This is a genomic window from Embleya sp. NPDC050493 (genome assembly GCF_044458105.1).
Lineage (GTDB): Bacteria > Actinomycetota > Actinomycetes > Streptomycetales > Streptomycetaceae > Embleya.
Window position 1 is genome coordinate 384,296 of record NZ_JBITHP010000006.1, and the last position, 13,256, is coordinate 397,551.

At 72.4% G+C, this 13,256-nt stretch carries 11 protein-coding genes; 5 read left to right on the plus strand and 6 right to left on the minus strand.

Annotated features, from left to right (window positions below; all coding sequences use genetic code 11):
* Position 1: 1 nt before the first annotated feature.
* Together ACIBM5_RS15820 and ACIBM5_RS15825 are read right to left on the minus strand one after the other, a co-directional pair.
* Positions 2 to 1,795: a cholesterol oxidase substrate-binding domain-containing protein gene (locus ACIBM5_RS15820; protein WP_396007360.1), complete on the minus strand. Its 1,794-nt coding sequence runs from the start codon at positions 1,793 to 1,795 to the stop codon at positions 2 to 4.
* A 330-nt stretch (positions 1,796 to 2,125) separates the two neighbouring features.
* The gene (locus ACIBM5_RS15825) at positions 2,126 to 3,514 is read right to left on the minus strand and encodes a sensor histidine kinase (protein ID WP_396007361.1); all 1,389 of its coding nucleotides are present in this window, start codon (positions 3,512 to 3,514) and stop codon (positions 2,126 to 2,128) included.
* Between the two features lie 275 nt (positions 3,515 to 3,789).
* Here ACIBM5_RS15825 and ACIBM5_RS15830 point away from each other — a divergent pair, with 275 nt between their 5' ends.
* The 4 genes from ACIBM5_RS15830 to ACIBM5_RS15845 all read left to right on the plus strand — a co-directional run bounded on the left by ACIBM5_RS15830 (position 3,790) and on the right by ACIBM5_RS15845 (position 7,969).
* Positions 3,790 to 4,761 carry an alpha/beta hydrolase gene (locus tag ACIBM5_RS15830; RefSeq protein WP_396007362.1) on the plus strand — a complete coding sequence of 324 codons (972 nt, stop codon included), beginning with the start codon at positions 3,790 to 3,792 and terminating at the stop codon, positions 4,759 to 4,761.
* Positions 4,754 to 5,887, plus strand: coding sequence for an acyltransferase (locus ACIBM5_RS15835; protein ID WP_396007363.1), 1,134 nt, complete (start codon positions 4,754 to 4,756; stop codon positions 5,885 to 5,887). The genes ACIBM5_RS15830 and ACIBM5_RS15835 overlap by 8 nt, the downstream gene beginning before the upstream one ends.
* A gap of 151 nt (positions 5,888 to 6,038) precedes the next feature.
* A complete protein-coding gene (locus ACIBM5_RS15840; protein ID WP_396007364.1) occupies positions 6,039 to 7,295 on the plus strand; it encodes a sensor histidine kinase in 1,257 nt (418 codons plus the stop codon).
* A gap of 5 nt (positions 7,296 to 7,300) precedes the next feature.
* A complete protein-coding gene (locus ACIBM5_RS15845; RefSeq protein ID WP_391589461.1) occupies positions 7,301 to 7,969 on the plus strand; it encodes a response regulator in 669 nt (222 codons plus the stop codon).
* Positions 7,970 to 8,002: 33 nt separating this feature from the next.
* On the opposite strand, the gene ACIBM5_RS15850 is transcribed toward ACIBM5_RS15845, so the two are convergent.
* Positions 8,003 to 8,644, minus strand: a complete 642-nt coding sequence (locus tag ACIBM5_RS15850) for a TetR/AcrR family transcriptional regulator (RefSeq protein ID WP_396007365.1) — start codon at positions 8,642 to 8,644, stop codon at positions 8,003 to 8,005.
* A gap of 61 nt (positions 8,645 to 8,705) precedes the next feature.
* On the opposite strand from ACIBM5_RS15850, the gene ACIBM5_RS15855 reads away from it, so the two are divergent.
* Complete coding sequence (locus ACIBM5_RS15855) at positions 8,706 to 9,647, plus strand: NAD(P)-dependent oxidoreductase (RefSeq protein WP_396007366.1); 942 nt, start codon at positions 8,706 to 8,708, stop codon at positions 9,645 to 9,647.
* Between the two features lie 25 nt (positions 9,648 to 9,672).
* Here the strand turns inward: ACIBM5_RS15855 and ACIBM5_RS15860 are convergent, their stop codons facing one another.
* From ACIBM5_RS15860 to ACIBM5_RS15870, 3 genes are all read right to left on the minus strand, one after another.
* Positions 9,673 to 10,653, minus strand: a complete 981-nt coding sequence (locus tag ACIBM5_RS15860; RefSeq protein ID WP_396007367.1) for a lactonase family protein — start codon at positions 10,651 to 10,653, stop codon at positions 9,673 to 9,675.
* 50 nt (positions 10,654 to 10,703) lie between these two features.
* Positions 10,704 to 11,609, minus strand: coding sequence for a GNAT family N-acetyltransferase (locus ACIBM5_RS15865; RefSeq protein ID WP_396007368.1), 906 nt, complete (start codon positions 11,607 to 11,609; stop codon positions 10,704 to 10,706).
* A 1-nt stretch (position 11,610) separates the two neighbouring features.
* A partial coding sequence (locus ACIBM5_RS15870; protein WP_396007369.1) for a peptidase C14 occupies positions 11,611 to 13,256 on the minus strand: 1,646 nt, incomplete at its 5' end.

Here is a 13,256-nt window from a genome sequence, read left to right on the forward strand (position 1 = left end):
GTCAGGGCAGGAGGACGTCGAGGAAGGTGTTGGAGAAGATTCGGCCCGGGTCGTACTTGTTCAACGTGGCCCGGGCGGCGTCGAAGTTGCTCGTCGCGGGCAGACCGGTGCGGAAGGAATTCGGGATCCGGCCGGTCACCGCGGCCGTGTCGGTCCACGCGCCGCCGACCCCGTAGGCCCAGCCCTTGGACCACTCCGGCCGTACGCACGCGTAGTTGCCGGTGTAGTTGCCCCAGATCCAGGCGTCCATCCGCTGGTAGAAGTCGTGGTTGTCGGGCGTTCCGGGCAGGGTCGCCACATCCAGCCAGACCACCGTGTCCCACTCGGGGTGGTCGGGGCGCGGGCGGGCGGCGGACAACGTCGGCTCGACCGCGTTCGCGGTGACCACCTCGCTCGCCCGATCGATGCCGGTCACCCGCAGCTCGATCGGACTGTTGCACGGATACCGGCCGTTGGCCTTGTACGCGCCCAACAGGCCGGTGTACGCCACGAAGAACTCGTTGAGCACCCGCTGTACGTCGGCCCGCGCGGTCAACACCGCCCAGCCGCCCTCGTGGATGCGCAGCGTGGTCGGCTCGACGAAGAGCTGGGTGTTCTTGGACCAGCCCCAGATGTCCCAGGTCCAGGTCACGATCAGGCCCGAACCCACCACCGCCATCTCGGCGTTGGTGAACACCTCGGTCGCGCCCACGTTGCCGGTGGCGATGTCGGCCAGGAAGTGCGCCTGGTCCTCGGTGACGAAGTTGGCGAACGTGTACGGATACGGATTGTCGATCCGGGTGGAGACCCACGGCTTGCTCGGTGCCACGCTCCACACCTTGAGCCAGGGCACGGTGGTGAACGGGAACCAGATCACCTCGACCCGGCCGGAATCGCGGAGGTAGTCGGCCAGTTTCTTGCCGCCGCCGCCGGGTGGGCCCAGCAGCGTGCCGATCTGGTCGTGGTAGAAGTTCTGGCAGCGCAGCCTTTGATTCGCATTGGTCTGGAGAGTGACCTCGGTGACGAAGGCGCGGCCCAGGTGTACCAGGAACGGCCCGATCTCCGGGTCGTCGCGCTGGAAGGTCTTGAGTACGTAGGCGCCCGCCGCCTGGTCCCACACCACCGCGGTCAGCGACGACACCAGGTTGCTCAGCGTGCCGTAGGTGCCGCCCTGCGGCCGGGTCTCGCCCGGCGTCGGTATCCCGCTGCCGTGCGCGCCGATGGCCAGCACACCGCCCACGCTCAGTTTGCCCGGCGCGGTGGTGGCGATCATCCCGCGCCCGGCCCGCTCCAGTTCGGTCAGCAGGCGCTCGACGCTGCACCCGGTCTGCACGGTCACCGTGGTGGGCGATCCGGGGTTGACCACCAGGGCGGTCAGATTCCGGGTGGTGTCGACCATCAGGGTGTGCGAGGTGTCCGCGCCGCCGGGGATCAGGATCGGCGACCAGTTGTGGCTCATGCCGCGCGGGCGGAGCCGATAGCCGTTGACCCGAGCCCAGTTCGCCAGCGCCACGACGTCCGAGGGGCGTGCGGGCACCGCGGTCCAGACGTCGTCGGCGCGCATTTCGCCGGACCAGTTGCGGTACTGCTGCACGCCCAGGGTGATGCCGGGCGGGAAGTTCGGCGGGGTGGGTGCGGCGCCGGCCTCGGTGGCCGGGATCAGGCCGACGGGTGTCCACTGGGTCGCGGCCAGTGCGGCGGCGCCGGCGAGGCCGCCCAGGACGGTTCGGCGCGAGGGGGCGCCGGGCACGACGTTCGAGGTGCCGGCCGCGGGGTCGGTGGGGTGGTCCGGATTCGTATCGCTCAGTCGTGGCATCAGGTCGCCTTTCGGGGCGTCCCGAGGGCCTGCAGCCCGGGGGAATTCGACATGCGGAAGCGGAGATTCCGGTTCCGGACGATCGATGTGCTGCGGTGCCGAGTCACCTGGTGGATCGCGATGTCGGTACAGCGCCGGGTCCGGTGGGTGTGCCCGGCTCCACGACGTGATGGCGTGCCTGGACGGTGCGATGCCGAGCCGGCGCCCGCCGCCGGCGGCCCGCGATGTGGCTGGCCCGAGGGTCCATCCGAGGGCCGGCCAAGTCAACACCCAAGCGCCGGTGACACGTGTCGAGGATGCGGAATCGGGCGCGGGTGGATCCGCCGGGTATCAACCGGTTTCGGGGTGTGACCCGGTGAGTACTCCCGGTGCCGATTTCGGTTCCGCTTGCGATCGTTGCCCGGCGGGCCGTTGCGCTCGACCGGCGACTCGCAGCGCCTGCGATGGGGTCGGCCGATCGTCCGCGCCCGGCGACTCGACCGGGCTCGATGCCGCGGGCCGCACCGGCGGTGCCGGGGTCGGCGTCGGCGGTTCCGTCGCCCCGGCCGACTCGGTCGGCGCGAGGGACAACCGCGCGTCCAGCGCGAAACCGCCGTCCGGCCGCGGGCCCGCGCAAAAGGTGCCGCCGGTCAGCTCGATCCGCCGAGCCAGTCCGACCAACCCGGTTCCGCCGGCGCCCAGTTCGATCTCGCGGGGGCCGGTGGCCGCGGTGTTGGTGACGGTGATCCGCAATTCGGTGGGGGCGTACCGCAGCAGGACGCGGACGAAGGCACCGGGGGCGTGCTTGTGCACATTGGTCAGCGACTCCTGGACCACTCGATACGCGGTGCGCACCACCACCGGCGAGGCGGGACGCACGGTGCCCTCCACGTCCAGTCGCACATCCACGCCCGCCGCGAGCGACTCGTCGACCAGGGCGGACAGGTCGAGCACGGCCGGTTCCACCGGGGCGCCCGCGTCGCGCTCCTCGGCGGTGCGCAACACCGCCACCAGGTCCCGCAGTTCGGCCAATGCCTGACATCCGGTCGAGCGCAGGTCCTCGGCGGCCGCACGGGTCGCCTCGTCCGGAGCCCGCGAGCGCATCGCGCCGGCCTGGAGAACCATCAGGCTGACCCGGTGCGTGACGATGTCGTGCATGTCCCCGGCGAGCCGGTTGCGCTCCTCCTCGCGTGCCTGCTCGGCGCGCAACTCCTGTTCCCGCTCCGCGCGTTCGGCGCGCTCGCCGAGCGCGGCGATGAGCCGGCGGCGGGAGGCGATGTACAGGCCGTAGCACGCCGGGGTGAGGATCGCGAGCATGTTCGCGGTGCCGTTGCCCAGATCCCGCCAGTCCCACGGGTGCCAGGTGGCCACGCACAACACCCCGACGGCCACCCACATCCTGCGCCGATCGTTCACGTACACCGCGACGGCGTAGGCCGCGAAGCAACCGCCCAGGGCCTGCTCCCGCAACAGCGTGACCGCCGCGATCCACGCACACAGCACGGGATGCCGACGCCGGATGACCAGCACCAGCCCGGCGGTCAGTTCGGCCGCGAAGGACACCCAGGCGCCGGTGTCCGTGAAGTCGCCGCCCGAGTCCCGCAGGTGCTGGGCGAAGTTGAGCCCGGCGGTGAGCATCCCGACCGAGACCGCGAGTGTGACGTCGAAGACGAGCGAGCGTCGCGTCGGGGACCAGGACGGGAACGGGCGGCGGGTCGACTCGGCGGGGCGAAAAGTCACGGATTCAACGGTAGCCGGCCCGGGCCGGTGTGCGTCAGTCCAGCGGAGGAGGGCCGAGGTGATACCTGAGGCTCGCCCCTCTGTTCGCGCCGGTCGATCGGCGGCCCCGGACATCGAGGGTGTACACACCCTCGGCGGTGTGTGCGATTCCGTGGGGCGCGGCCGACCCGCGTAGTCCCGGAGAGCTACCCGCGGGGTCCACTCCCTGGGGCGACGCAGGCTACCGACGCCGATTCCTAGCTTCGTGTCCGGTACTTCGAGGACGGGAGCGGGACATGCGTGGTCGGTTGCGAATGGGTTTGGTCGCGGCGCTGGTCGCCGGAACATTGGCCGGACCCGGCGTCGGCGTCGCGGAAGCCGCGGCCCCGAAGCCGCCGACCCTGCCCGCGATGTCCGCGGCCGGCCTGGGCGAGCGGTACGCGGCCAACCAGCGGGCCATCGCCGAGGCGGCCGGCCTGGCCCGGGACACCGGACACGCCGGGCGCGCGGACCACCTCGCCCGGATGGCCGACCCGGACCGGACCTTCCTGGCCTTCGACGGCCGCGCCGGCCGGGTCCGGGCGATCGAGGTGCTCGGCGACCTCGCCGGCGCGGATCGGATCGCGGTCCTGGTACCGGGCAGCGACAGCGACCTGGACCACTTCGACACGCGCGGGGACAAGCCGTACTCCACCCCCGCGGGCGGCGCCCGCGCGCTGTACGACGAGATCCGCACCCAGGATCCGGGCGCCCGGGTCGCGGTGATCGCCTGGCTGGGCTACTCGCCGCCGCACACGATCAGCCTCGACGTGCTGACCACCGGCCGGGCCGACGACGGCGCGCGCGAGCTGCGCCGGTTCGTCGCCGGGCTGTACGCGGTGTCGCCCGCCGCGCAGGTGTCGCTGCTGTGCCACTCGTACGGCTCGGTGGTGTGCGGGCGGGCGGTCTCCCGGATCGACGTCGCCGACCTGGCCGTGTTCGGCAGCCCCGGGCTGGGCGTGGACGACCGGGAGGAGCTGGGCACCGGCGCCCGGGTCTGGGCCGGGCGGGGCGGCTCGGACTGGATCGACCTGGTGCCCAACGTGCGCATCCCGTTCTTCGACACCACCGTCGGCTTCGGCGCCGACCCCACCGGAGGCGGCTTCGGCGCCCGCGAGTTCGCGGCCGGCGGCGGTGGCCACTCCGACTACCTGCGGCCCGGTGGGCCGGCCCTGCACAACCTCGCGCTGATCGCGCGCGGCCGCGCCACGGAGGTGACCCATGCGTGAACCGGGCGTCCTGGTCCGTCGGATCGAGAACTCGACTCCGATCGACCGCGAACGCGAGGTGGACGGCCTGCGGGCGATCGCCATCCTGGGCGTCGTGCTCGGCCATTGGATCGTCACGGGCGTGTACGCGGGCGCCGACCACTGGCAGACCGACAGCCCGCTGCGACACCTGCCCGACTACGCGCCGATCACCTGGCTGCTTCAGCCGCTGGCGGTGTTCTTCCTGGTCGGCGGGTATGTGGCCGCGCAGTCCCACGCGCGCGCGCAGCGCTACCGACCGTGGGTCCGGCGGCGGATGATCCGGCTCGGCCGGCCGATCGCGGCACTGCTCGTGGTGTGGACCGTCGCCATGGCGGTGCTCGCCGACTTCGCGTCCGGCGACACCCTGTACACGCTCGGCAGGCTCGTGTTGTCACCGCTGTGGTTCGTGCTCGTCTACGCGGGCCTGACCGCGCTCACCCCGCTCGTGGTCCGGCTCGGTCGGGCCGGACCGGTGCTCGCAATCGGGACGGTTTCGGTGGTGGACCTGATCCGCTTCGCCGCCGACGGGCCGGCGGTGGTCGGCTGGATCGACGTGCTCGCCGGGTGGCTCGTCCCGTACAGCCTCGGCGTGCTCTGGGCGGGGCCGCACCGGGCCCGGATCGAGCGGCTCGGCGGACCACTTCTGGTGGTCGGCGCGCTCGCCTGTGCCGGGCTGATTCGCTACGCCGGCTATCCGGTCTCCATGGTGGGCGTCCCGGGCGAGGCGATCTCCAACCTGAACCCGCCCACGCTCGCCGCGGTCGCCTTCGGTCTCGCCCAGTGCGGGCTCGCGCTGCTGGTCCGTGCCCCGCTGCGGCGGGCGCTGTGCCGGCATCCGCGGACGTGGGCGGTGGTCGCGCTGGTCAACCTGTCCGCGATGACGGTGTTCCTGTGGCACCAGAGCGCGATGCTCGCGGTGACCTCGCTCGGCATCGCGCTCGGCGGGCTGCCCGGCCTGGGCACGGTGCCGGACGAACTGCCCTGGATCGTGGCGCGGATCGGGTGGATGCCGGTGTTCGCGGGCGTGCTGCTCGTGGTGTGGGCGGTGTTCCATCGCTGGGAGGCCGGCGGTGGCAGCCCCGGGGACTCCCGACGTAGCTCCTGAGAGTGACACCCGGGATCACCCGGGGCGGGGATGCCGTGGACCGGTCGTGCCTCGTAGCCTGCCGTGGGTGAGTGTCGAGGCGGGCAGAGCGAAGCGAGCGGTTGATGCCGGGCAGATCGACGAGCCCGGCGGCGCAGCTCCACTTGGTCGGATGACCCGGGGGCTGACCGCGCTGCGCGAGGACCTGTTCGATGTCCGGGTGCGCACCGAGCGCCCGCCGGCCCCGTTCGGCAGCGTGGCGATCGCGCGCGCTCTGCTCTACCTCGCGGTCGTGCTCACCGTGGGCATTCAGGGTCCGGTGCTGGCGGGCTATCCCGGCGTGTCCGCCGGCCTGGCCTTCGCACTGGGCCTGGCCACGGGTGCGCCAATCCTGCTCGCGCGGCAACGGCCACTCGTCGCGTGGTGGATGTCGCTCGGCGCGACCGTGGCGTGCGCCCTCGCCGGCGAGTCCAACGGGCACGACCACGTCCAGTGGCCCTGGACGGCCGTGGGTGTCTTCGCGCAGGTCGTGGTGATGGCCTATGTGGCCTTCCATGCCCGGCTGCGCATCGTCGTGGAGACGTGGGTGATCACTGCGCTGCTCGGTCTGGTACTGGTCCGCAACGCGCAGAACGACCCTTCGCACTGGGGCACGATGCCGGTGGTCGCGATGATGACCGCGATCGTGATGGTGGTCGTGGTCGCCTTCCGCGGCCGCAGCGACGCGCGTCGCCAACTCGCGGTGCAATCCGATCTGACCGCCACCGAGCGCGAGCGCAGCGCGCTCCTGGAGGAACGCGCCCGGATCGCCCGCGAGTTGCACGACGTGGTCGCGCATCACATGTCGGTGATCGCGATCCAGGCCGAGGCGGCCCGCTACCGGGTCGCCGACCCACCGCCCGAACTGGTGCAAAGCTTTGTCACGATCCGCGCCAACGCGGTCGACGCGCTTGCCGAACTCCGGCGCGTACTGGGCCTGTTGCGCACCGAACAGGAGGGCGGGGTCGGGCTCGACGGACCGGACCGGCCGGCCCCGCTGCCCACCCTGGAGCGGCTGCCCGAGCTGATCGAGAACGTGCGCGCGGCCGGCATGACGGTCAACTGCGTCACCGTCGGCGTCCCGCGCCCGTTGCCGCAGGGCGTCGATCTGTCCGCCTACCGGATCGGCCAGGAGGCACTGAGCAACGCACTGCGGCACGCGCCCGGTGCCCGGGTGCGGGTCGAGGTCGCGTATGTCCCGACCGGGATCGGTCTGCGGGTGTACAACGAGCCCGCGCCGAACCCCGGGCCGGCCGCGCGGGAAGGCTCCGGACACGGGGTGCTGGGCATGCGCGAACGGGCGGCCATGATCGGCGGCACACTCCAAGCCGGGCATACTCCCGACGGGGGCTACCACGTGGACGTCTTCCTGCCGACCGAGGAGCAGTGACATCGATGGCCATCCGGGTACTGATCGCCGACGACCAGATGATGGTCCGCGAGGGTTTCTCCGTCCTGCTCGGCGCGCAGCCCGGGATCGACGTCGTCGGCGAGGCCGTGCACGGGCGCGACGCGGTCGAGCAGGTCGCGGTACTGCGCCCGGACGTGGTGCTGATGGACGTGCGGATGCCGGTCCTGGACGGCCTGGCCGCGACCCGCGAGATCACCGCCGATCCGGACGGCACGACCCGGGTCCTGGTGCTGACCACGTTCGACCTGGACGAGTACGTCTACGAGGCGCTGCGCGCGGGTGCGAGCGGATTCCTGCTCAAGGACGCCTCGGCGCTGCAACTCGCGCACGCGGTACGGGTGGTGGCCGCCGGCGAGGCGCTGCTCGCGCCGACCGTGACGCGCCGGCTGATCGCCGAGTTCGCCCGACTCGGGCCGGCCACCGGCGGGCCACGCGGCCGGGTCGAGCAACTCACCGAGCGGGAGACCGAGGTGCTCTCGCTGATCGCCCAGGGGTTGTCCAACGCGGAGATCGCCGTGCGGTTGGTGGTCAGCGAACAGACCGTCAAGACGCACGTGAGCCGGCTGCTGGCCAAGCTGAACCTGCGCGACCGCACCCAGGCGGCGGTGTTCGCGTACGAGAACGGTGTGGTGCGGGCGGGCGAGGTGCGCTGATCCGGGCTCGGCCGGGTCCGCGGCCTCAGGGCCTCAGCCGGCCGGCGTGGGGTTGCGCTCGTACGTGTCGATCAGCCGGGTCAGGTGGATGCCGGCCAGCAGCAGCGGTTGCTCGCTCCGGCCGACCTGCGCGGCCAGTTCGGCGCCCTCCAGGGTGCTGATCACGGTATGTGCGAGCCCGTCGGCGTCCGCCTCGGCGTGGCCGACCTCGACCAGCCTCGCGCGCACCAGCTCCCGCCAGTGCGCGAACGCCTCGGCGGCGGCGGCCCGGATGTCGGGCGCGCCGGTCGCGGTGCCGAGCGCGGTGGCGGTGACCGGGCAGCCGTCGGCCCAGTCGGACGCGCGCAGGCCCTCGGCGAGGCTGCGGGTGAGTTCGCGCACGGCCGCGCCCGGGTCCGGCTCGGCGGCCAGCACGGCGCGCAGGATGTCGGCGAACTCGCCGTCCCCGTGCCGGATCGCGGCGACCGCCAACTCCTGCTTCCCGCCCGGGAAGAAGTGGTACATCGAACCGAGCGTGGCGCCGGCCTCGGTGGAGATCTGCTTGATCCCGGTGCCGTCGTAGCCCTGCCGCTGCATCAGCCGGGAGGCCGTGCGGACGATGCGTTCGCGGGTGCCGAGCGGGGTGGTCCCGGCGGTCGGGGCCGTCGACTCGCGCTGCTGCGCCTTGGTCTTCACGCGGCGAGTTTATCGGATAGAGCGTTCGCTTCAGGCTGGATAGAGCATTCGCTCCAGAGCTGTGCTACGTTCTCGACACCGGATAGAGCGTTCGTTCCAGTCCGGTCGGGTCGGATCAATCTCGGGAGTATTCATGGGCGACAAGCAGGCGGTCACGGTCATCGGTCTCGGCCCGATGGGGCAGGCGATGACCCGGGCGTTCCTGGCCGCCGGGCATCCGGTGACGCTGTGGAACCGGACCGCGAGCAAGGCGGATGCGCTGGTGGCCGAGGGGGCGGCGCGGGCCGACACGATCGAGGCCGCGCTGGCCGCGAACGAGCTGGTGGTGCTGAGCCTGACCGACTACGACGCGATGTACGCCATCCTGGAGCCGGCCGCGCCCGCACTGGCCGGTCGGGTGCTGGTCAACCTCAGCTCGGACACCCCCGAGCGGGCCCGCGCCGCGGCCGCGTGGGCGCAAGGGCACGGCGCCCGACACCTGACCGGCGGGGTGCAGTCACCGCCGTCGGGCATCGGCTCGCCGGAGATGTCCACCTTCTACAGCGGCCCGGCCGACGTGTTCGAGGCGCATCGGGACACCCTGGCGGTGCTGACCGGGACCGACTACCAGGGCAGCGATCCGGGCCGCGCCGCGCTGCTCTACCAACTCCAGATGGACATCTTCTGGACGTCGATGCTCGGCGCCCTGCACGCCCTCGCGGTGGCCCGGGCGAACGGCATCCCGGCCGCGGACTTCCTGCCGCACGCCGCCGCCACGGCCGCTTCGGTGCCGGATTTCCTCGCCTTCTACACGCCGCGGCTGGACGCGGACGAGCACGGCGGCGACGTGGACAACCTGGACATGGCGGTGGCGAGCGTCGAACACGTCGTGCACACCACGCGCGAGTCGGGTGTGGACGCGGCGCTGCCGAGCGCGGTGCTGGAGGTGTTCCGGCGCGGGGTGCGGGCCGGGCACGGCAAGGACAGCTTCACCCGGCTGGGCGAACTCCTGCGCTCGGCCTGACGCGGCCGCGATCGGGCGGGCCGGCTCAGGCCGGGTCCGCCGGACCGGGGCCCGGGCGCAGCCTGCGGATCGGCAGCAGGCAGCGTGGGTCGGCGGTGTGCAGGGCCGTGCCGAGGGGGCGCAGGATCCCGGTGCCGGGCGTCCAGCGGAACGCGCCCACCGTGTTCGCGTCGGGCAGGGCCGCGTACAGCAGGTCGCCGACGAAGGCCAGGTCCTGCGGGTCGGCGCCGCCCGCCGGGAGGTGGGACATCGCATGCGGGGCGGCCGTGGCCAGCGTGCTGATCGTGCCGGGGCCGCGGTTGGCCGCGTACACGTGCGCGCCGTCGGGGGAGGTGACGATGGCCGAGGGCAGGCCCGGCGCGGCGAGCGGATGGCGGGTCAGGTCGGGCAACGCGAGGATCGCCGGGTCGAGTTCGCCGAGCAGCCAACGGCCGCTCAGGTGCCGCGGTCCGGTGCCGGTCGGGACGCGGTGGGTCGAGCGCAGCCGCAGTCGGCCCGCCCTCAGGTGGTAGGTGAGCAGGACGTCGCCGCCGAGGTCGACGACGGTGAGCGAGTCGTGGTCCTCGAACACGACCTGGTGCGGGTGCGGCGCGGATTGCCGCTTCGGATGCGTCTTCGAGCCCGGCCCGGGCAGGGCGACCTGCTCGCTCACGCCCGCGAGCGAGCCGTGCTCGTCGAGGCGGTGCACGATCAGGTCGCCGCTGCCGTAGTTGGCGGCGACCAGATGCCCGCCGTCGGGGGAGACCGCGAGATGACACGGGATGGAGCCGCGCGAGGAGGCCCGGTGCCGGAGCCGTGGGTGTCGGGCCGGCTCGATCACGGTGATCGTGCCGTCGAGTGCCTCGTCCACGCCGTAGACCAGGTCCAGGTGCGGATGGGCGGCGGCGTAGGCGGTGCGCACCGGGACGGGCGGGCCGGTCGCCACCAGCGCTCCGGTGTCCGGATCGGCCTCGCACACCACGGTGGTGTCGCCGCCGATCAGGATCGGTGCCCGGCTCGGCGGCACGGGGTGATTCCTCGCCGAGCCGGGCGATCTGCGGGCGTCCTGACGGTGCATCAGAACGCATCCCCCAGCCAGTGGATCGCACCGGGGGCGGTGACCGTGGCGCGCACTTGCGCCCGGTCGCTCTGGATCGGCCGGGCCAGGCCGAACGCGGTGTGGCCGGTGCTCACATCGGTCAGCAGCGGGCCGATCGCCCGGGTGAGCGCCGCATCGAGCGGCATCCGCAGCGTCACCACCGTTCCTGGGCCGCCGAGTTCGCACAGCGCCCGGCGCAACAGCGCGGGCAGTGCGTACGGACGGCCCGGGCCGCAGGCCACCTCGATCACCTCGCCGGTGTCCGGGCGCACCACCACGTAGTCGCCGTCCTCGGTGACCGACACCCGGGCGGGCGCGGCGTACCAGTGTGGGAAGCGGTGCGCCCAGTCGGCCGGCGAACGCACCGTGGTCAGCGGTCGGTTCGCGTTCGCGGCGGCGTGGGTCCGGACCATTCGGGGCAGGTCGGCGGGCTGCGCCGGACGCACCCGCAGCTCGCCCCACGCGGCTTCGGGACCGGCCACGCCGCGCAGGTACGGCGAGGGGAAGGTCTCCCACCCGGACCCGGTGTACACGCCCGGCGTGCCGCTGAACATCAGCGACCACGCGCAGCCGTACCGGGTCATGTCGTCGATCGCCATCGCGAGCAACCGGCGGATCAGACCCCGGCCGCGCGCCCGGGGCGCACTGGCCACGCTGCCGATGCAACCGACCACCTCCACCCCGCCCGTCGCACCGCGGATCGGCCGCGGCTGCCAGTGCAGGACGGCATGGATCCCGTCCTCGTCGGCCGCGACCAGGGTGCGTCGATGCCGGCCCGGGTCGTGCGCGTGCAGCGCCGGCAGGCCGGGCGCGTCCGGGAAGGCCACCGCCCACAGGGCGTGCAGCGCCGGATCGTCGGCCGGGGTGGTGGTGCGCAGTTCCATCTCAGATCGCCAGGTTCCCGGTGGTGACGATCCGTGCGCCGTCGGCAGGCAGCGCGGTTCGGGTGACGCCGTCCTCGACGCACGTGGTGTGCAGTAGCGACGACGCGCCGGCGAACGCCTCCGGGCGCAGTTCCAATCGGCCGCCGGTGAACCGGGTTCCGGTGGCCACCCAGTGGTTGACCCCGGCGTCCAGCCGGACGTGTGCACCGCCGGTGCTCGACGCCGCGTCGTGCAACTGCCAGCGGGAGACGCCCGTTCCGGCGGCCCGGGACAGCAGCGCATCGGCGCCGTTGCCGCCGCTCATCCGGGTGCCGGCACTCACGTGCACGCTCTGGTCGCGAACCGCGGAGAGCAGCACGCCCGTGTTGGTCAGCGTGCTCGCGGTCAGCCGCAGCACGGCCGAGCCGACCTCCAGCGGTGCGGCCGTGGGCGAAGCTCCCACGATCGTGCAGCCGTCGAAGTCGACCTCGCCCGAACCGCGCAGGATCGCACCGTCCACGCCGGTGAACGTGCAGTCCCGAAAGTGCACGGTGTTGCTCACCGGTGTCTGCACCAGCACCTGCTTGGCGGGCAGGTCGAACGTGCAGCCCTCGATGGTGTTCGGCCGGGCGGAGCGGGCCGAGCGCTGCCCGATCGCGAACGTGCGGGCCACACACCCGCGCAGTTGTACGCCGTCCGCGTTCACCTGGAGCGTGCCGCCCGGGTCGAACGTCGGTCGGGGGATCACCCGGACGTTCTCCAGGGTCAGGTCGGTGATCTTCGTACCCGCGACGAACCACGAGCAGACGTGGTCGCGCACGGTGATGCGCTTGGCGGAAGTACCCCACAGCACGCCGGAGTTGGCGATGTCCATCAGGCCCGAGTTGCCCTCGAAGAGCAGATCGTGTTCGTACTGGCCGTGGGTGGTGAACGGATTGCCGCCCTGGTCGTCGCCGTCGCCGTGGCAGTTGACCACGTGACAGTAGGCGGAGGCGGTCAGGTCGTTCAGGTGCCGGGCGTTGCTCGACACGCAGTCCTCGACCCGGCCGTACAGGCAGTAGATCTGCTGGGTCAGGTAGCCCGCGCCGCCGTACATCACCGTCGGCGGGTTCTTCAGCGAGGAGCGCGCGGTGTGGAAGTGCGTGCACCAACGGCGCATGATCACCGGCCAGAACGAGCCGGTGGCCTCGATCCCGCTCACGTCGCAGCGCACCGCGTACTCGTAGGCGATCGGATGCGAGCCGGTGTACTCGTCGTCGTTGGGACCGGCTCCGAAGAAGACCATGTTGCGCACGTCCGCGCGCTGGACCGGTTCGACCCGGGTCCAGGTGATGCCCCGTCCGGCGGCCAGCTCCCAGCCGTTGAGGTAGTCCACCCGGATGTGTTTGCCGTCGACGATCTGGGTGATCTCGACCAGCTTCTGCAACTCGCGCTCGTAGGTGCCGCCGCCGGCGATGGGGTCGATCTCGACCGTCCACCACTCGCCGACCTTGAACGCGCCGGAGTCGGGTACCGGGAAGGCGTCGGTGAGTTCGATGACGGTCTCGGCCAGCGGGTACTTCACCACGGACTTGGTGACGGTGCCCTTGAAGTACAGGACGGCGCCGAACGGGTTGTCGTGGGTGTTCTTCTCGATGCCGGTGGTGCGGACGGTGTGTCCGCCGAAGT